Source organism: Novosphingobium sp., assembly GCF_039595395.1.
Lineage (GTDB): Bacteria > Pseudomonadota > Alphaproteobacteria > Sphingomonadales > Sphingomonadaceae > Novosphingobium.
The window spans coordinates 2,013,295-2,031,679 of the sequence record NZ_JBCNLP010000001.1 but is presented as its reverse complement, the minus strand read 5'-3'; the positions used below and the strand labels follow the sequence as shown (position 1 = coordinate 2,031,679).

At 64.5% G+C, this 18,385-nt stretch carries 19 protein-coding genes, 1 tRNA gene and 1 pseudogene; 10 read left to right on the top strand and 11 right to left on the bottom strand.

The annotated features are described in order from the left end of the window. The first annotated feature begins 28 nt into the window (after positions 1 to 28). The 4 genes from ABDW49_RS09455 to ABDW49_RS09440 are packed head-to-tail and all read left to right on the top strand — an operon-like array spanning position 29 to position 4,299. On the top strand, positions 29 to 1,210 hold the full coding sequence (locus tag ABDW49_RS09455) for an MFS transporter (RefSeq protein ID WP_343611446.1): 1,182 nt from the start codon (positions 29 to 31) through the stop codon (positions 1,208 to 1,210). 31 nt (positions 1,211 to 1,241) lie between these two features. After that, on the top strand, positions 1,242 to 2,513 hold the full coding sequence (gene serS / locus ABDW49_RS09450) for a serine--tRNA ligase (protein WP_343614219.1): 1,272 nt from the start codon (positions 1,242 to 1,244) through the stop codon (positions 2,511 to 2,513). Positions 2,514 to 2,533: 20 nt separating this feature from the next. Next, complete coding sequence (gene surE / locus ABDW49_RS09445; protein WP_343611445.1) at positions 2,534 to 3,298, top strand: 5'/3'-nucleotidase SurE; 765 nt, start codon at positions 2,534 to 2,536, stop codon at positions 3,296 to 3,298. Beyond that, on the top strand, positions 3,295 to 4,299 hold the full coding sequence (locus tag ABDW49_RS09440; RefSeq protein ID WP_343611443.1) for a M23 family metallopeptidase: 1,005 nt from the start codon (positions 3,295 to 3,297) through the stop codon (positions 4,297 to 4,299). Before surE ends, ABDW49_RS09440 begins: the two co-directional genes overlap by 4 nt. Positions 4,300 to 4,553: 254 nt before the next feature. Here the strand turns inward: ABDW49_RS09440 and ABDW49_RS09435 are convergent, their stop codons facing one another. Next, complete coding sequence (locus ABDW49_RS09435; protein ID WP_343611442.1) at positions 4,554 to 4,910, bottom strand: DUF1761 domain-containing protein; 357 nt, start codon at positions 4,908 to 4,910, stop codon at positions 4,554 to 4,556. Between the two features lie 82 nt (positions 4,911 to 4,992). Between ABDW49_RS09435 and rimO the strand changes: the two genes are divergently transcribed. The 5 genes from rimO (at position 4,993) to ABDW49_RS09410 (ending at position 9,240) form a co-directional block, all read left to right on the top strand. Beyond that, positions 4,993 to 6,384 (top strand): 30S ribosomal protein S12 methylthiotransferase RimO, encoded by a 1,392-nt coding sequence (gene rimO / locus ABDW49_RS09430; protein WP_343611441.1) that lies wholly within the window; start codon positions 4,993 to 4,995, stop codon positions 6,382 to 6,384. Positions 6,385 to 6,671: 287 nt separating this feature from the next. Further along, positions 6,672 to 7,295 (top strand): hypothetical protein, encoded by a 624-nt coding sequence (locus ABDW49_RS09425; RefSeq protein ID WP_343611440.1) that lies wholly within the window; start codon positions 6,672 to 6,674, stop codon positions 7,293 to 7,295. A 10-nt stretch (positions 7,296 to 7,305) separates the two neighbouring features. After that, a complete protein-coding gene (locus ABDW49_RS09420) occupies positions 7,306 to 8,082 on the top strand; it encodes a molybdopterin-binding protein (RefSeq protein ID WP_343611439.1) in 777 nt (258 codons plus the stop codon). After that, positions 8,082 to 8,612 carry a hypothetical protein gene (locus tag ABDW49_RS09415; protein ID WP_343611437.1) on the top strand — a complete coding sequence of 177 codons (531 nt, stop codon included), beginning with the start codon at positions 8,082 to 8,084 and terminating at the stop codon, positions 8,610 to 8,612. The genes ABDW49_RS09420 and ABDW49_RS09415 overlap by 1 nt, the downstream gene beginning before the upstream one ends. A 52-nt stretch (positions 8,613 to 8,664) precedes the next feature. After that, positions 8,665 to 9,240, top strand: a complete 576-nt coding sequence (locus ABDW49_RS09410) for a YqgE/AlgH family protein (RefSeq protein WP_343611435.1) — start codon at positions 8,665 to 8,667, stop codon at positions 9,238 to 9,240. Between the two features lie 360 nt (positions 9,241 to 9,600). On the opposite strand, the gene rplA is transcribed toward ABDW49_RS09410, so the two are convergent. The 8 genes from rplA to ABDW49_RS09370 all read right to left on the bottom strand — a co-directional run bounded on the left by rplA (position 9,601) and on the right by ABDW49_RS09370 (position 16,394). Continuing rightward, on the bottom strand, positions 9,601 to 10,302 hold the full coding sequence (gene rplA / locus ABDW49_RS09405; RefSeq protein WP_343611434.1) for a 50S ribosomal protein L1: 702 nt from the start codon (positions 10,300 to 10,302) through the stop codon (positions 9,601 to 9,603). Positions 10,303 to 10,306: 4 nt separating this feature from the next. Then, a complete protein-coding gene (gene rplK, locus ABDW49_RS09400) occupies positions 10,307 to 10,738 on the bottom strand; it encodes a 50S ribosomal protein L11 (protein ID WP_343611433.1) in 432 nt (143 codons plus the stop codon). Positions 10,739 to 10,893: 155 nt separating this feature from the next. Beyond that, entirely contained in the window at positions 10,894 to 11,949 is a 1,056-nt protein-coding gene (locus ABDW49_RS09395) for an acyltransferase (protein WP_343611431.1), read from the bottom strand. 40 nt (positions 11,950 to 11,989) lie between these two features. Further along, positions 11,990 to 13,069: an acyltransferase gene (locus tag ABDW49_RS09390; protein ID WP_343611430.1), complete on the bottom strand. Its 1,080-nt coding sequence runs from the start codon at positions 13,067 to 13,069 to the stop codon at positions 11,990 to 11,992. 130 nt (positions 13,070 to 13,199) lie between these two features. Then, on the bottom strand, positions 13,200 to 13,736 hold the full coding sequence (gene nusG, locus ABDW49_RS09385; protein WP_343611429.1) for a transcription termination/antitermination protein NusG: 537 nt from the start codon (positions 13,734 to 13,736) through the stop codon (positions 13,200 to 13,202). Between the two features lie 66 nt (positions 13,737 to 13,802). Then, positions 13,803 to 14,021 carry a preprotein translocase subunit SecE gene (gene secE, locus ABDW49_RS09380; protein WP_343611428.1) on the bottom strand — a complete coding sequence of 73 codons (219 nt, stop codon included), beginning with the start codon at positions 14,019 to 14,021 and terminating at the stop codon, positions 13,803 to 13,805. 175 nt (positions 14,022 to 14,196) lie between these two features. After that, entirely contained in the window at positions 14,197 to 15,897 is a 1,701-nt protein-coding gene (locus ABDW49_RS09375; protein WP_343611426.1) for a hypothetical protein, read from the bottom strand. 421 nt (positions 15,898 to 16,318) lie between these two features. Next, positions 16,319 to 16,394 (bottom strand) — tRNA-Trp (locus ABDW49_RS09370). Positions 16,395 to 16,545: 151 nt separating this feature from the next. Here ABDW49_RS09370 and aat point away from each other — a divergent pair. Further along, complete coding sequence (gene aat / locus ABDW49_RS09365) at positions 16,546 to 17,466, top strand: leucyl/phenylalanyl-tRNA--protein transferase (protein WP_343611424.1); 921 nt, start codon at positions 16,546 to 16,548, stop codon at positions 17,464 to 17,466. A 35-nt stretch (positions 17,467 to 17,501) separates the two neighbouring features. On the opposite strand, the pseudogene ABDW49_RS09360 reads toward aat, so the two are convergent. Both ABDW49_RS09360 and ABDW49_RS09355 read right to left on the bottom strand, forming a co-directional pair. Beyond that, positions 17,502 to 17,945 (bottom strand): annotated as a pseudogene (locus tag ABDW49_RS09360) (DUF2155 domain-containing protein); the annotation flags it as partial. A 29-nt stretch (positions 17,946 to 17,974) separates the two neighbouring features. Then, the gene (locus ABDW49_RS09355; RefSeq protein ID WP_343611422.1) at positions 17,975 to 18,379 is read right to left on the bottom strand and encodes an NADH:ubiquinone oxidoreductase subunit NDUFA12; all 405 of its coding nucleotides are present in this window, start codon (positions 18,377 to 18,379) and stop codon (positions 17,975 to 17,977) included. Positions 18,380 to 18,385: the final 6 nt, after the last annotated feature.

Genomic DNA, 18,385 nt, shown 5'->3' with positions numbered 1-18,385 from the left:
GCGGCGATGGCGGCGCAGAGACGCCGCCATGAACAGACCCTGGAACACCATCACCCTGCTGTGGCTGACCGGCGTGATCGCCGCCGCCCAGCTTGCCAAATTCTCCGCATTGGCGCCGTTGCTGCGCGATATCTTCGGGCTCGATCTGATGCGGGTCGGGCTGCTGATCTCGCTGCTGGAGGTGGGCGGAGCGCTGCTGGGCTTTCCCGCCGGGCTGATGCTGGGGCGGATCGGCAGCCGGAGGGCGCTGCTGACCGGATTGGTTGTGCTGGCGGTGGCCAGTCTGGTCGAGGCCTGTTCTCAAGCTCCGGGCCTGCTCTTCGCCACCCGCGCCATCGAGGGGCTGGGCTATGTGCTGGTCGTGGTGGGCGCCCCCACGCTGATCACCGCCATCGCCGGTGATGGGCCACGACGCGGCAAGGCGATCATCCTGTGGAGCAGCTTCGTGCCCGTCGGGCTGGGGCTGGGCACCATGCTGACCGGCTTTGTCGCCGGACTGTCGAGCCCGCGCATCGCCATCGCGCTGTGGTCCCTGCCGTGCCTGCTGGCGCTGGTGCCGGTTCTGCGCCTCGATGCGGAGGCGAATGCCTCGCGCGCCAGGGCATGGCCAGCGCCGGGCGCATGGCTGCTGGCGGCGGGCTTCGGCTGCTACACGATGTTTGTCTGCGCATTGGGCGGGCTGCTCCCCAGCTTTCTGATCGAACGCCACGGCGCCAGCCTGACCGATGCCGCGCTTGCCGCCGGTCTGGTCTCGCTGGCCGCGCTGCCCGGATCGCTGCTGGCGCTGCCGGTGCTGCGGCTGAGCGGCAGGCCGGGGCGTGTGCCCTGCCTTGCGCTGCTTGGCGCGGCGGTGCTGGCGCCGCTGGTCCTTCGCGCCTCGGGGATGATCGCCTGCACGGCTCTGGCCATCGCGCTGGTGGTGCTCAGCGGACTGGCGCGCAGCATGCTTTTTGCCCGGCTTCCGGTGCTGAGCGGTAGCGAGCGGCCTGGCGATCCGCGCATCGCCTCGGCGCAGGGGCTTTTGACGCAATGCGGCGCGGGCGGTGCTCTGCTGGGCCCGCCGCTGGGCGCCTGGGTGGTGGAGCGCGCCGGGTGGGACGGGCTTGGCCTGCTGGCCTGCGGGCTGATCCTGCTGCTCACCCTGCTTTACGCGGCCGCAGAACATGCTGAAAGCCACCGTCATCGTGCATTGCGGCAAGCCAGTGCTTGACCCGGTGCGGGCGGGCCAATACCCCGCAAACATGCACGATATCCGATTCATCCGCGAAAACCCGCAAGCCTTTGACGCAGGCCTCGCCCTGCGCGGACTGGCCCCTCTGGCTGACAGCATTCTGGCCGCCGACGCCTCGTCGCGCTCGATCCAGAACAGCCTGCAGGAGCTGCTGGCCGAACGTAACGAGGCCTCCAAGGCCATCGGTCAGGCCAAGGCGAAGAAGGATGAGGCGCTGGCCGCCCAGTTGATGGAGCGCGTCACCGCGCTGAAGGAAACGATCCCCGCTCTGGAAGCCCAGCACCGCGAGGCGGCCGAGGCTGTCAGCACCCTGCTGGCGGGCCTGCCCAACCTGCCGAGCGAAGGCGTGCCCGAAGGCAAGGATGAGGACGAAAACGTCGAGGTCAAGCGCTGGGGCGATCCCAAGCCTGCCGAGGGCGCGAAGGAGCATTTCGACATTGGCGCCCCCCTGGGCCTCGATTTCGAAAGCGCCCAGAGCGTTTCGGGCGCACGTTTCGCCTATCTGCGCGGCGGCGTGGCGCGGTTGAGCCGCGCGCTCGGCCAGTTCATGCTGGACACGCACACCACCAAATTCGGCTATGAGGAAGTCGCCCCGCCCGTGCTGGTGCGTGACGAGGCGCTGTTCGGCACCGCCCAGCTCCCCAAGTTTTCCGAAGATCTGTTCCAGACCACCGATGGCCGCTGGCTGATCCCCACCGCCGAGGTGAGCCTCACCAATCTGGCGCGCGACCAGATCGTCGAGACCGCCGCCCTGCCCCTGCGCTTCACGGCGCTGACCTCCTGCTTCCGCAGCGAAGCCGGTGCGGCGGGCAAGGACACGCGCGGCCTCATCCGCCAGCATCAGTTCGACAAGGTGGAACTCGTCTCGATCACCACGCCCGAGGAGTCGGACGCCGAGCATGAGCGGATGACCGCCGCTGCCGAGTATATTCTCGAAACGCTGGGCCTGCCCTATCGCCGCATGCTGCTCTGCACCGGCGACATGGGCTTTTCGGCCCGCCGTACCTACGATCTGGAAGTCTGGCTGCCGGGTCAGGGCAGGTATCGCGAGATCAGCTCCTGCTCGAACTGCGGCGATTTCCAGGCCCGCCGGATGGATGCTCGCTACAAGCCCGAAGGCCAGAAGAGCACGCGCTTCCTGCACACGCTCAACGGTTCGGGTCTGGCCGTGGGCCGCACGCTGGTCGCCGTGCTGGAAAATTACCAGAACGAGGACGGCAGCGTGACCGTGCCCGAGGCCTTGCGCCCCTATATGGGCGGCCTCGACGTGCTGCGCCCCTGAATTCAATAGAAAGTTGCCCCATGCGTATCCTGCTGACCAATGACGATGGTATCCACGCCCCCGGCCTGAAGGTGCTGGAAGCCATCGCCCGCCAGCTTTCCGACGACATCTGGATCTGCTGCCCCGAAGAGGAACAGTCGGGCGCGGGCCACTCGCTGACGCTCAGCCGCCCGGTGCGCATGCGCCAGTATGAGGAGCGCCGTTTCGCCGTCAGCGGCACGCCCACCGATTCGGTGACCATGGCGCTGAAGAAGATTTTGCCCGCCGCGCCGGACCTGATCCTGTCAGGCGTCAACCGCGGCGCCAATCTGGGTGATGATGTGACCTATTCGGGCACCGTCTCCGCCGCGATGGAAGGTGCGCTGGCCGGAATCCGCTCGATTGCGCTCAGCCAGGTCTATTCCAAGGAGGGCATGGGTGATTCGGTGTCCTTCTCGGCGGCGGAAGCATGGGGATACAAAGTTTTACAGCCATTGGTGAATGCCCCGATTGCGCCACGCACCTTGGTTAACGTAAATTTCCCTCCGATTGCGGGCGATCAGGTGAGGGGCATTCGCGTGGTGAGGCAGGGTTTCCATGATTACGCACGCGGCTCGGTGGTCGAGGGGACCGATCCGCGCGGCTATCGCTACTTCTGGTTCGGCCTGCATGGCATCGAGCACACCACCGGCCACAACACCGATCTGGAGGCCATTGCCGACGGTTTCGTCTCGGTGACGCCGCTGCAGCTCGACCTGACGCATGATGCCTCTCTGGCCGCGCTGGGCGCAAGGTTTCAGGCGTGAAGGCGCTGCCGCTGCTGGCAGCAGCTCTGGTGATCGCCGCTCCCGCTGTTGCCGCGCCCGAAAAGGCGCCCGCGAAAAAGCACAAGCCTGCCGAGGCCAAAGGCGAGAATGACGTCCCGCTCGACCGCGAGCATGTCCATATGGTCAAGCCCGGCGAGACGCTGGGGGGCATCGCTCACCGCGCCAAGGTGCCGCGCATCCTGATCATCGAGGCCAACTCGATCAAGCCGCCCTATGACGTCCATGCCGGGCAACGCCTGATGCTGCCCCGCACCCGCCGCCACACGGTGAAGGAAGGCGAGACCGGCTTCGACATCGCCTATCACTATGGTGTGCCACTGTCCTCGATCCTGGTCGCTAACGGCCTGAAGGATGGCACCAAGCTGGATGTGGGGCAGTCGCTGCTGATCCCGACGATGCTGTCGTCGGGCAAGCAGGCCGCCGCCGCACCGTCAGAGGACAAGCCCGCCAAAAAGGACAAGCCGGCCGCCGACAGTGATCCCGCTGACACCCCCGCCCCGCGCGAGGCCAAGGCGGATCATGGCGACGGCGGCTCGGCCAAAAGCGCGCCGCATTTCTCATGGCCGCTGGCCGGCAACGTACGCCGTGGCTACACCCCGCGCGGCAAGGCCAACTTCCACGACGGGCTCGATATCGTGGCGCCGGAAGGCAGCGCCGCGCGTGCCGTCGCATCGGGCACCGTGCTCTTCGCCAAGGAAGAGCCCGACAGCTTCGGGCGTCTGGTGGTGATCGACCACGGGAATGGCTGGCAGTCGGCCTATGGCTTCCTCAACAAGATCACCGTGAAGGAAGGCGATCCCGTCAAGGCGCATGAACGAATCGGTCTGGTCGGCCACTCCGGCAAGGCCACGCGCGACGAGCTGCATTTCGAGATCCGGCAGGATAATCATCCCGTCGATCCGGCGGGCTTGCTGCCTGCGGCTCCGGTTGTAGTTAATGCGGAGAAGCTCGCTGTTAAGAAGGTCGTGAAGAAAAAGTGAGGAATGCGAGGGCCATCGCCCTCGCGCTCCCTTTACTGTCTACGTCGCGCTTCGGGTTCGACCTTGGGCCCAAGATCGCTGCGCCGCAGGCTTTAAAACCCAAAGACCGCTTTGATGGATCACTGCCTGCGGCGCTTTGGTTCGCGCAGGTGGAGAGACGGAGCACTCCGATGCGGGATCACCGCCCTATCGCCGGAAGACGTTATGGGAGCGCGAGGGGGTAACCCCCTCGCATCTTTCTTACCTTCAACCCCTTACCTCAAAACCCAGAACACCGTCCCCATCCCCAGAAACGCAACCATCCAATACCCGGCATCCACCAGCGTTTCCCGCCAAGCCACCCCATGCCGCCCATCGGCCACAACCTGCGCGGGGATGATGATCGACAAGGCAAAGCCCCCGCTCATCATCCAGTAAAGCCATGGCTTCACCGCCAGCGCATCCACACCGATCCGCGCGAAATTGTGCCCGATCAGCGAGGTGGGGATGAACAGCGCCAGCAGTCGCCACGCCGGAGGCACGCTGCGGCGGCACAGGGCATACCATGGCCACGCGATGCCCGCGGCCACCGCCGCTCCGAGGATCACCGCGATCCAGTTGACGGGCCCCATAGGTGCAATCCTTTCGCGCGCATTCACGATATAACGCCAGCAGTAGCGTTTTGGGCGCTTTGGGTGTAGGGGCGCGTCCGTTATGTCCAGCGAAAACACGATCACCGTTCTTCCCGATGCTCCCAAGGTCGGCATGGTCAGCCTTGGCTGTCCCAAGGCCCTTGTCGATTCCGAGCGGATTCTCACGCGTTTGCGGGCCGATGGCTATGCCATGAGCCCCGACTATGCCGGCGCCGATGTGGTGCTGGTGAACACCTGCGGCTTCCTCGATTCCGCCAAGGAAGAATCGCTGGCCGCCATCGGCGAGGCGATTGCCGAAAACGGTCGCGTGATCGTGACAGGCTGCATGGGCAATGAGGCCGATGTGATCCGCGCCCGCTTCCCCGATGTGCTGGCCGTCACCGGCGCGCATCAGTATGAGCAGGTGGTCGACGCGGTGCACACCGCTGCGCCGCCCTCGCAGGGGCCCTTTGTCGATCTGATCCCGAGCCGCGATGGCGAGGTGAAGCTGACGCCGCGCCACTATTCCTATCTGAAGATCTCGGAAGGCTGCAATCACTCTTGCTCCTTCTGCATCATCCCGCAACTGCGCGGCAAGCTGGCGAGCCGCCGCATCGATGCCGTGCTGCGCGAGGCGGAAAAGCTGGTTGCGGCAGGGACGCAGGAACTGCTGGTCATCAGCCAGGACACCTCGGCTTATGGCGTTGATATCCGCCATGAAAGCCGCATGTGGAAGGGCCGCGAGGTCCGCGCGCACATGACCGATCTGGCGCGCGAGCTTGGCAATCTGCGCACCGCCGACGGCACGCCGCCCTGGGTGCGCATGCATTACGTCTACCCCTATCCGCATGTGGATGACATCATTCCGCTGATGGCCGAGGGGCTGATCACGCCTTACCTCGACATTCCCTTCCAGCACGCCGCGCCCAATGTGCTGCGCGCCATGAAGCGCCCCGCCAACGAGGCCAAGGTGCTGGAGCGCGTGAAGAAGTGGCGCGAAATCTGCCCCGATCTGGCGATCCGCTCGTCCTTCGTGGTGGGCTTCCCCGGCGAGACCGAGGAGGATTTCCAATATCTGCTCGACTGGCTGGATGAGGCGCAGCTCGACCGCGTCGGCGGTTTCCGTTTCGAGCCCGTCGAAGGCGCCACCGCCAACGATCTGCCCGGCGCCGTGCCCGAGGCGGTCAAGGAAGAGCGCTACGCCCGCCTGATGGAAAAGACCGAGGCGATCAGCGCCGCGCGGTTGCAGGCCAAGATCGGCCGCACCATTCCCGTCATCATCGACGAGGTGGGCGAGGCTGACGAAGAGGGCGATCGCGGCGCCACCGGCCGCAGCCAGGCCGATGCGCCGGAGATCGACGGGCAGGTGCTGCTGCGCGATGTGCCGGCGGATCTGGCGCCGGGCGACATCGTGCGCGTGCATGTCGAAGATGCCGATGCGCATGATCTTTTTGGGGTGATTGTCGAAAATTAACCTCGTTTCAGCGACGAACCGTGCCTCAATGCAGGGTGAATTGCTGGAACGAAATCCTCAGTTGCATTTATTGCAATGCACTACGTCATTTTCGCATTTGCAACAACAACCGTTTTCCGGCTTAAGGAGCAGGCCTTTCAGGCATCCTCTCCCAAAACTTTCATAGCCCGGTCGCAAGACCGGGCTTTCTTTTTGCCGGCATCCGGTCGGGCGGAGACCGCCTTCCTTTTCAACCATCGCGGCGCAGGCCAATTGCCGCGCGGATCAAGCCATGTCACCTTGCTGTCATGCTGCTTCTCGCCCTGGCCCTGCTTGCGCAGGATGCATCTTCGCCCTCCCCTCAGGACGCCATCAGGGCGCAGATGGGAGCTTGCGGCTTTCCCCATGCCAAGGTGGAGGAAGCCTATGACAGCTATGCCGTCACCCTCAATCCGGCCACCCCGCCCGGCGATCAGCAACTCGAATGCGCCGCCAAGCTGATGGTGGCCGACAAGCTGTGGCCCGGCGACAATGCCCCGGCGCTGGCCCAGCAATTGCGCCGCTTCCTGCTGCCCGCCATGCTCAGCAACGGGGAAGACATGCGCCAGCAGATGATCGAGCGCGACCAGCTTGCCCCGCAGATCGCCAAGCTCGACGCGGTGCGCAACGATGCCCCGGCACTGGCCAAGCAATTGGGCGATCTGTGCGGGCCCCACAGCAAGGCCATGCTCAAGCTGGTCAGTGCCCCCGGCGGCGGTCAGCCCAGCCTGGCGCTGGGCCGCATTACCAATCCCGGCCATAATGCCGCAGAGACCGACAAGGCCTTTCTCTGCCTGCTGAAACTCTCCTCCGCCGCCGATCTGCACATCGGCTTTGTGGGCGATGAAGGGGGCAAGTCAGCCCCCCTTCCCAGCCCGGCTCCCGCCCGCTAATCCTCCCTCCATGTCAGCAGCTTCCCCCGAGTCCGCCCGCATCTACACCGCCGCCCTGATCGTGATCGGAGACGAGATCCTCTCGGGCCGCACGCATGACAAGAACATCGCCCAGATCGCCAGTTGGCTGGGGGTGCAGGGCATCCGCCTGCGCGAGGTGCGCGTGGTGCCCGATGTCACCGAGGCCATCGTCGAGGCGGTGAACGCGCTGCGGGTGCGCAACGACTACCTCTTCACCACCGGCGGCATCGGCCCGACGCATGACGACATCACCGTCGATGCCATCGCTCAGGCGCTGGGCGTGCCCGTGGTGGTCCATGAGGAAGCGCGCGCCATCCTCGAGGCCTATTACACCAGCAAGGGCAGCACGCTGACCGAGGCCCGCCTGCGCATGGCCCGCGTGCCCGAGGGTGCCGGCCTGATCCCCAACCGCTATTCCGGCGCGCCGGGCATCCAGTGGGGCAACATCTACATCATGGCGGGCGTGCCCCATATCACCGCGGGCATGCTCGACGCGCTGACCGGATCGCTGGAAGGCGGCGCCCCGGTGCTCTCGGCCACGCTGGGCTGCTGGGTGGGCGAAAGCGAGATCGCCGACCTGCTCGCCAGCACCGAAAAGGCTTTCGCGGGTGTGCAGATCGGCAGTTACCCCTTCTTCCGTGATGGCAAGACCGGGGTCAATTTCGTGATCCGCTCCACCGATGCCGAAGAGCTGGCTGCCTGCACCACCCAACTGACACAGGATCTGGCCGCTCAGGGACATCACGCGATCGAGGGAGGCATCTGATGCTGCTCCCCCTGCTGATCGCCCTCCAGGCCGCTCCCGAGGCCCCTCACGGCAAGCTGATCGACCAGTTCGAGGCGACGCTCAACAGCACCGACAGTGCCACCATGGCGCTCACCCAATGGTGCGGCCAGCGCAAGATGATGCCCGAGCCGCGCATCACCGCCACGCTGGTCAAGGGCGAGGACGCCTTGCCCGCTCCCGACCTCTCCGAAACGCTGGGCACCGAAGACCCCGGCTACCGCCATGTGCGCCTGAGCTGTGGGCCCCACGTGCTCTCCGAGGCGCACAACTGGTACAATCCCGAGCTGCTGACGCCCGAGATGAACAAGCTGCTGGCCACCACCGACACCCCTTTCGGCAAGGCCGTCGCCGCGCTGCATTTCAGCCGCGAAAAGCTGGCAAGCCGCCGTGGCCCGCTGCCCGGCTGCCCCGCCGACACGATCCTTGCCAACCGCGCCCTGCTCCGCCTGCCCGATCATCGCGTGCTGGCCCTGGTGGTGGAGTGCTATACGTCGGCCAATCTGCGCTGAAGCGGAGCTTCTGCCCATTGCGCCGGGCGGCAGCTCGCCTTACCTTGGGCCTATGACTGTGGCCCCCTCTCTCGATGCCTGCCACCTCGACGGGCACCTGCTGCTCGCCCTGCCCGGCATGCCCGATACTCGCTTCGAGGATGCGGTGATCGCCCTGTGCCTCCACAATGCCGATGGCGCGATGGGCATTGGCATCGGCCATGAGCTGGACGGCATTTCGCTCCACATGCTGCTGAAAGATCTGGAGATCGACCCCGGCACGGCGCCGGATGCCGCGATCCACTTCGGCGGCCCGGTCGAGCCACAGCGCGGCTTCGTCATCCACTCGCCCGACTACACGGGCGCGGGCACGATCACGCCCAGCCCGCTGTGGTCCGTGACCGCCAGCCGCGAGATCCTCACCAGCATCGCGCAAGGCCATGGGCCAAGGCACTGGCTGGTGGCGCTGGGCTATTCAGGCTGGGGCGCCGGGCAGCTTGAGGATGAGATGCGAGAGCACGGCTGGTTCGCCGCTGACAGCCATCCGCGTATTCTGTTCGAAACACCCGTCGATGATCGATGGCATGCGATCTGGATGGCGGAAGGGATCGATCCTTCGCATCTGTCCGGGCAGACTGGGCGGGCTTGAGGTTTTTCAAGGTATTAAGGCAAGAAGTTAAGAGGAAATGCGAGGGCCATCGCCCTCGCGCTCCCTTTAATGTCTACGTGGCGCACCGGGTTCAGCCTTGCGCCCAGCTTGCCGCGCCGCAGGCTTTCATATCCCAAGCGCAGCCTATGATATCCGCTGCCTGCGGCGCCTTGCGTTACGCAGGTGGAGAGGCCGGGCGCTCGGATCGGGAGCCACTGCCGCATCGTCGGAAGACGTTCCGGGAGCGCGAGGGTGTAACACCCTCGCATTTTCTTTTCTTCCCTCCTGCACCGCAGACAAAAGAAAAGGCCGGAAGGTTTCCCTCCCGGCCCAATCTCTGTCAGCAAAACGACTGAAAAATCAGCCGCCCTGCACCTGGCTCAGGTCGACCTTCAGGCCGGGGCCCATCGAGGTCGAGAGGCCGATCTTGCGCAGGTACTTGCCCTTGGCGCCCGACGGCTTGGCCTTGACGATGGCATCGACGAAAGCGTCGAAGTTGGCGCGCAGCGCTTCGTTCGAGAACGAGAGCTTGCCAATGCCGCCGTGGATGATGCCGGCCTTTTCGACGCGGAACTCGATCTGGCCGCCCTTGGCAGCCTTGATCGCTTCAGCGACGTTCGGGGTCACGGTGCCCAGCTTCGGGTTCGGCATCAGGCCCTTGGGGCCCAGCAGCTTGCCGAGGCGACCCACGACGCCCATCATGTCGGGCGTGGCGATGACGCGACCGTAGTCGAGGTTACCGGCCTGCATGTCTTCCAGCAGGTCCTCGGCACCAACCTTGTCGGCGCCGGCGGCCAGAGCGGCCTCAGCCTTGTCGCCACGAGCGAAGACGGCAACCTTGACGTCCTTGCCGGTGCCCGAGGGCAGGGTGACCATGCCGCGGACCATCTGGTCGGCGTGGCGGGGGTCAACGCCCAGGTTCAGCGAGATCTCGAGGGTCTCGTCGAACTTGGCGCTCTTGAGGTCCTTCAGGAACTGGATGGCATCGTCGATGCCGTGCAGGTTCTGGTTGTCACCCAGCTTTTCGGTGAGCGACTTCTGCTTCTTGGTCAGCTTGGCCATGGTGTCAGCCCTCCACAATCTTCAGGCCCATCGAACGGGCCGAACCTTCGATGATCTTCGCGGCAGCGACGATATCGTTGGCGTTGAGGTCCTTCATCTTGGACTCGGCGATCGACTCGAGCTGAGCACGCGTGATCTGGCCGACGCTGTCCTTGCCGGGAGCCTTCGAACCCGACTTCAGGCCCAGAGCCTTCTTGATGAAGAAGGTGGCGGGCGGGGTCTTCGTCACGAAGGAGAAGGACTTGTCCGAATAGACCGTGATGATGGTCGGCAGCGGGGTGCCCTTTTCGACTTCCTGAGTCGCGGCGTTGAATTCCTTGCAGAAACCCATGATGTTCACGCCGCGCTGACCCAGTGCGGGGCCGATCGGCGGGCTGGGCTTTGCTTCACCAGCTGCGATCTGCAGCTTGATGTAACCGTCAATTTTCTTGGCCACAGTGGCCTCCTTTCACTCTGTCGGGGATGGTTTGGGCCAGCCCCCTCAAGTCAAGCGGTCAAGCGGGGCGGAGCCCCTCCCGCACGGACACCCGGCGGCGCATGCCACCGGGAAGCGGTGCCCTTAGACGGATCAGGCGAAAAAGCAAGCAAAAATCAGGCAGGTTGCATGCCCGCTGCCGGATCATGCGCCTGGCGCGCGGCCCAACGAGCGCGGATCGCGCGGCGGGCGGGCACTTCGACCAGCCGATAGGCCGCCTCGGCCGCCAGCAGGGCCAGCAGCAGGATCATAGCCTGGCTCAGCGCCAGGGCCGCCATGCTCAATCCTTGCGGCGGCCAGATCGTATCGACCGTTTCGACCACCAGCATATGCATCATGTAGAGGCCGAAGGAGCGTTCGCCGAGCCATAAAAACAGCCCGCGATCCAGCAGAGACAGACGCAAGGCCAGAACCACCAATGACGTCCAGGACAGCACCAGCAGGGGCACCAGCGCGCCGATCCTTGTGTCATTGAAGTACAAACCGGCTCCGGCGGCCAGCACCAGCACCAGCCAGGGCACTCGCGCCAGAGGCCCTCGCCCCCGCCAGAGCAGTTGCCCCAGAAAGAACCCCAATCCGCCGCGTGGCAGGAATTCCCCCGTCCAGGCTCCCGGCAGAGACCCCATAGAGGCCAGCCACACTCCACAGACCATCACCATCAGCAGGCTGACCGCCAACAGCGCACGATCTCCGGCGCGCGCGCCCAAGCTGAACAGCGCATAGCAGGCCATTTCAATGCTAATCGACCAACTCACCCCATTGAAGGCGGTGGCGGCGACAGGATCGAAGCCCTGGAGCATCGCCAGATGCCACGCCAGAGTGCGGATCGTGTTGTCACCGCCCCATGCGAAGAGCGCGAAGCTTCCCAGCGTCACCAGATGCAATGGCCACAACCGGGCCACCCGCGCCACCCAGAAATCTGCCAGCGCGCCGGGACGGCCAAGCTGTTGCGGCGCTCCATAGACATGAGCGAAGACATAGCCGGAAAGCACGAAGAACAGATCCACCAGTGTCCAGCCCCAGCCAAACAACCAATGGAAAGGCCAGATCAGCACAGGATGGAGATGCGGCCAACTGGCCATGTGATAGACAACCACACCCATGGCCGCCAAACCGCGCAAGGCGTCCAGCCGGGTCAGGCGAACTCGGCCTTCTTGTGCCGTTATCCCCATCCGCAGTCTCCTGAATACTGCGGCACACGGCAGGGAGAGCTCATGCCATCTGCTCCCTTCCCGTCGCGAAACCTGTGCGCCACGCACTCCAGCGCGCGCGGATCATTCTGCGCGATGGCACTTCCACGAGCCGATAGGCAGCGTCCGCCAGAACGAGAATGAGTCCAGCAGCCAGCAGTTGAACCAGCAACATCATCGGCCGTTCAAGCTGCGCCAAGGGCAGGACGCTCCGCAAGGCGCGGATCACCCCCATATTTACCAGATAGATGCCATAGGAGCGCTCCCCCAGCCACAGCATCAGCCTAGCCTCCATCAAAGGGAAGCGCAGCGCCAGCATCAGCAGCGACGGCCAGACCAGCAGGCCCAGAGGCACCAACGGACTATAATCCCCCACCTGCCACCAGAAACCCGCCATGGCCAGCAGCCCCCAAATCGCCGTCGGCACGCGCTCCAGATGGCGGTGGTTGCGCCACAGCAACATCCCGCCGAAGAAGCCCAGCAAGCCGCGCGGCAGGGCGTCAGCGACCCAGGGGCCACCCGGCTGCCCCACCATGGCGCACCACCACAGCCCCGCGCCCCATGAAAGGCCAACAATCCAACCGCCCCGGCGTCCGCCTAGCCAGCTGGCCAGGCAAAAGATCGCATAACAGGTCAGCTCGATAGTCAGCGACCACGCCGCATTGTCGAAGCTTCGTACAACGGGCGCAACAAAGCCCTGCAGCATCAATAGATGAGCCAGAAAATGCGGCCCATCATGAGCTGGCTCACCCCATGCGAAGAGAGCGAAGAACCCCAGCATCACCAGATGAAGCGGCCACAGGCGCGCCACCCGTGCGACCCAGAAATCGCCAAGCGCCGAGGCGCTTTTCAATTGCCCCGGCGCTCCATAGACGTGCGTGAACACCGCTCCCGATAACAGAAAAAACAAATCGACAAGGCTCCAGCCCGACGTCCAGAGCCAATCGGTCATCCAGCGGAGGGGCACTGGCGCGAGAGGCCAGCCTCCCATGTAATAAAACATATGATGCAGCGCGACACCGAAGGCGGCCACGCCGCGCAAGCCGTCGAGCCGGGCAAGACGGGGCGCCCTGTCTGAAACGGTGGATGGGGCGTTAAGCATGATGGTTCCGCGAATGCACCATCACGCCTCTACCCGCACGATGGTTAAGAACCGGTGCCAAACAGCGCCCACAAACAAAACAGGCCCCTTTCAGGGCCCGTTTTCCGTTTCCCGCAAAAAGCGGAAAGGCTTACTTCGAGAGTTCGACGTGCTCGAAGTCCAGCTCGACCGGGGTGGCGCGGCCGAAGATCGACACCGACACCTTGACGCGGTTCTTGTCGAAATCCAGCTCTTCCACGATGCCGGTGAAGCTGCTGAACGGGCCGTCGAGCACCTTGACCGAATCGCCGATCTCGTAATCGACCGCGACATGCTTCTTGACCTGCGAGGCGACAACCTCGCGGTTGCCGAAGTAACGCTCGGCATCGCGCTCGCTGATCGCCTGCGGCTTGCCGTTCAGGCCCAGGAAGCCGGTCACCTTGGCGGTGTTCTTCACCAGGTGGTAGATGTCGTCGTTCATCGCCAGCTTGGCCAGCACATAGCCGGGCATGGTCTTGCGCTCGACCTGAACCTTCTTGCCGCGCTTGACCTCGGTCACCTGCTCGGAAGGCACCTCGATCTGCTCGACCAGCTTTTCCAGACCCAGGCGCTCGGCCTCGGCGATGATGGCTTCCTTGACCTTGCTCTCAAAGCCGGAATAGGCGTGAATGATATACCAGCGGGCCATGTTTGCCTCTTGTCGTCAATGGTTTGCGCCAGAAGCGCAATGAATGGGTGAAAACGGGCGCGAAGCTTACGCCAGGGACAGCAGGAACTGCACCAGCTTGCCGAACACGGTGTCGATGCCCAGGAAGAACACGGCCAGGATCAGCATCAGGATGCCGACGAAGATACCGGTCGTCAGCGTTTCCTGACGGGTGGGCCACACCACCTTGCGTGCCTCGACCTTCACCTGATTGATGAATTCGCCGGGGCTCAGCTTGGCTCCGTCATTGGCGGCGCGGTCATTCATGCCTGTCACATCCTTGGCAGTTTCATCATGCCTTCCGCCAAGGGCTCCGCGCCGCCCCGGATCAGGTCCGGGAGGGGCTTTTCAGAACATCCATGTCGGGAGGTTTCTTTGGACTTAATGCGGACAGCCGGATTTTGCAAGCACCGGGCGCGCAAAACGCCCGAGACGCCGCGCTTCAGTCATCATCACGCGGCGGGTGAGGATTGGCGCTGCCCTCCAGCTTCAGGTCAGGCATATGCTTGAGCTTGGCGTCGATCTTCCGCTGCGCCGGCGAATCGGGCAGACGCGGCTTCTTGCAGCGATCGGGCACGATGCCGGTGTTGGGCAATTGGGCCAGCAGCACATCCTTGCCCTGCCACACCAGTTGCGCGTGATCCGGCAGCGTTTCAGGCACCTTGGCGCCGACATAGAGCAGCCAGTCGGCATGATAGGCCGGACGGATGCAGTCAAGCCGCACCGGCTGGTAGATCGACTGCAGCAAGCGGTGCGAGGGGTCGGCGAAACCGGGGCCGCCCTCCTTCACATGCAGCATATGGATATGCGGCAGGGCGAAATTCATGTTCACCAGCGCATGGCGCCGGATCACGATGTAGCCGCCGACATGCTCCTGCTTGTTGAACCACCAGAATTCGCGCGGGGTCAGCACCACGCTGGCCACCTTGGCGCCTTCGGGAAGATAGTTCAGCGCGGTGAGGATCTCGTCGGTCTGGCGCGAATCTTCCTGCCAGCTCAGCGTGGTGGTCGCCAGACGCACGGCATAGAGACCCGCGGGCGCGCTCAGCACCCACCATGGCGGACACCAGTCGATCGCCATCACGCAGACCATCAGCCCGGTGGTGATCAGGCGATAGTCGGCCAGATCGCCGCCCGAAATATGGCGGGGCACCACCCAGCTCAGGATCAGCAGGCCAAGCCCGGCCCAGCCCAGACGGCCGTCGATCCAGCGCCGCCCGTCAAGGAACCACCAGCCGCCCTTCCAGCGCTTGAGCCCCATGGACAGCGCCGTCAGCAACAGGCCAAGCACGATCGCGCTGCCCATCGCCCAGAGCGACACATGGTCGAGCAGCCAGTTGGTGTCGCGCATCGCGCGTTCCCAGGTCGACTTCTTGTAGAGCCACCAGAAACGCCCATAGCTGTTGTCGCTGGAAGTGCCGGGGATCAGCACCATCACGATGACGGGCACGAACATCGGCAGGCTGGTGAGCGCGGGGCGCCACCAGCGCCGCCAGCCCTCGCCCAGCCGCTGGCTGAAATCGGCGCCCGCGACCATCACGATCAGCACCGCCCAGGCCGAGATATGGCTGACCCATACCACCAGCCCCGCCGCCAACAGCAGCAGCCAGCGCCAGTCCATGGCGCGCTGCCATACGCCGCGCGGCCCCATCTCCACCCAGGCGGCGAAGAAGATCAGCGCCAGCGCCTGCCCCAGCGCATAATTGACCAGCCCCAGATTGAGCATCGGCGACCAGATGAAGGACAGGCCCAGCAGCGTGCCCACGCCGATCCGGCGGCGCAGCGCCCATTCGCTCCACACGATGCCGATGCCCGTCAGCGGCGGCACCAGCGCGACGATGATCCGCGCGCCCGCTTCCAGCCCGAAGATTTTGGCGAAGGGGAAGATCAGCAGATCGACGCCCAGATTGCCGGTCCATTTCCATTCGAAGCTGTAATATTGGGCGAACCACGGATTGGCGCCATGATCGAGCATGACCGCATAACGCGCCATATGCGCGGGGAAATCGATCATCTCGGTATGCGGCGCCATCAGCACCGGCAGTGCCGATGCCAGAGCAAGGATCAGCGCCGCCCACACCGACGCCGAGCGATACCAGGATCGCGACCGGATCAATGCCTCATCGGCCGTGCGAAGCAACATGGATACCCTATCCCCCGAGCGCCGCCATCCCGTGCGAGGCCGTGTTCAAAATCGTAAAAACGCACAGGCGCCCTCAAAGGACGCTTTTGTGCAAACCACGCCTGTTAGCCGCCGCTCCGACGAAATCAAGCCACCTGCTGAGTGATGCGGGGCATCGATCCCGTTCGTCTGGCAGAGGGTTGATCCACGAAAATCGGCTGATCGGCAAGAAAACGCGCAAATGGAACACCGCCAAGCCGCTGTCTGGCGAGGGATTTTCACATGAATTCACAAGGCTGTTCGCGGCAGCGGCATGGTGGCACGAATCGCCACCATCATGCGCATCGTCCCGTCGGCCAGGATGCGCCAGGCGCGAAAACAATTGAGGCGGTTCACGCTTAGCATGAACCGCCTCAATTTTTACCCTGTCGCCATTCGAAAATGGCAGGAGCGGAGGGACTCGAACCCACGGCCCTCGGTTTTGGAGACCGATGCTCTACCAACTGAGCTACGCTCCTGCGGGGTTCGCGGCCACTAGAGCGAGCGAACCGGGATGGCAAGGGCAAACAGGCAGGCCGATGTGAAATTTTCCGAGTTTATTCACAGCCACGCTCCATTTCGGTGTCAGCAATATCTGGGTCAGGCGCGACGAACTGCTATAATGGGACGATGGATGATCGCAGCAGCCCCCTCATCGACCCGTCACTGGTGATGCTGGCCTATCGCAGCGGTATCTTTCCCATGGCCGACCGGCGCGACGACCCCGACATCTTCTGGGTGGAGCCCAAGCGGCGTGGCATCCTGCCGCTCGACAGGTTTCGCTGCTCGCATTCGCTGGCCCGCACGCTGAGGCGCGGCAGGCTGCGCGTCACCTGCAACGCAGCCTTCTCACAGGTGCTGGCCGCCTGCGCCGCCCCCCGCATGGCGCACAGCGGCGATTCGGGCGAGGAAGCATCAGGGGAAACCTGGATCAGCCATCGCATCGCGGGCACCTATGAAAAGCTGCATACGCTGGGTTTCGCCCATTCGCTCGAATGCTGGCAGGATGGGCCCGATGGCGCGCCCGTGCTGGTGGGCGGCCTTTATGGCGTGGGTTTCGACCGGGTGTTCTGCGGGGAAAGCATGTTCTCGCGCGTCAGCGAGGCATCGAAAGTGGCGCTGGCCTGGTTGGTGGTGGCGCTGCGCATGGGCGGGGTCGAGCTGCTCGACTGCCAGTTCATCACACCGCATCTGGCCTCGCTAGGGGCGGTGGAGATCAGCCAGAAGCGCTATCTCTCGCTGCTGCGCCATGCGCAAAGGGGCGAGGGCTATGAAACCTCGCACCGCTCGGCCGAATTGCTGAGCGCACAGCAGGCGCATCAACTGGCCAAACCTCAATTGGCCAAACCTCAATTGGCCAAACCTCAATTGGTAGGCGGAGCATCCCCGCCATCAGCCTCATTCCCGCCCGGCAGCACCGGCGGCGGGGTCACCACCGGCGTGCTGGCGCTGCCCGAAGCCTTCGGCGCCTTGGAGGCGGCCTTGAAGTCTTCCGGTGCTTCTTCCTCGCCGGGGAATTTCATCGCGCAGTCCTTGACCCAGACGTCATAGACCGGGTGCTCGACGACATTGAGCGAGGGGCTGTTCTTGAACAGCCAGCCCGAGAACACCTTGCGCCACACCAGCGGCTGCGACACGCTGGTCCGCTCATGCACCAGCACCTGCACGAAAGCGCCGATCTCCTGAGGGCTTTCCCAGGGCGCGGTCTTCTCGCAGGTGGCCAGACGCACCACCACATTGCCGATGGTGCGCTGCTCGCCCGATTTGAGCTTGAACTCTTCGGTCAGATTGTTGCGCTTGTTGATGATGCCCAGCGTGGCGACCCGGTCCTTGACCGGCGTGCCATACTGCGTCTCCACCGTACCGCCAGCGGGGCGCGCGGTGGGTTTGGGCGCATCCTTGTCCGAACTGTCACCGCCGCCGATCTTCTGGCAGCCGCCCAGCGCCAGCAGGGCCACGCCCGCACACACCAAGGCGCGCGGACGAAGCCCGCGCAACACCGGGGCGACTCGCAGAACGGAAAGGACCATCAGCAGGACGCCCGGCGCTCAGCTTGCGCTCAAGCCTCGGGCGACCAGGCTTCGTAATCGCCCGTCGCGGCGGGGCGATGGCCACCAGCGGCCAGCGAACCGGCGGGGTGATGCGCCTTGGCGGTGCCGGTGGCGTTGGGGGTGTACTCCACCTCCCAGATGCGCGGCGGGGGCAGATGGCTCTCGGGCACGCCGTCATAGGAATTGTGCAGCCAGCCGTGCCATTCGGCGGGCACGCGGCTGGAATCATTGTTGCCGTTGTAGATCACCCAGCGACGCTCACGCCCGGCGAAGGGGCTGTTGGCGCCAGCGGGGATCTTCTTGGTGCTGCGGTAATACTTGTTGCCCTGAAAGTCGGTGCCGACATGCTCACCGTGCAGCTTGTTGTTGAGCCAGGTTCCGAACGTCGAACCGTTCCACCAGGTGAAGAGCATCGGACA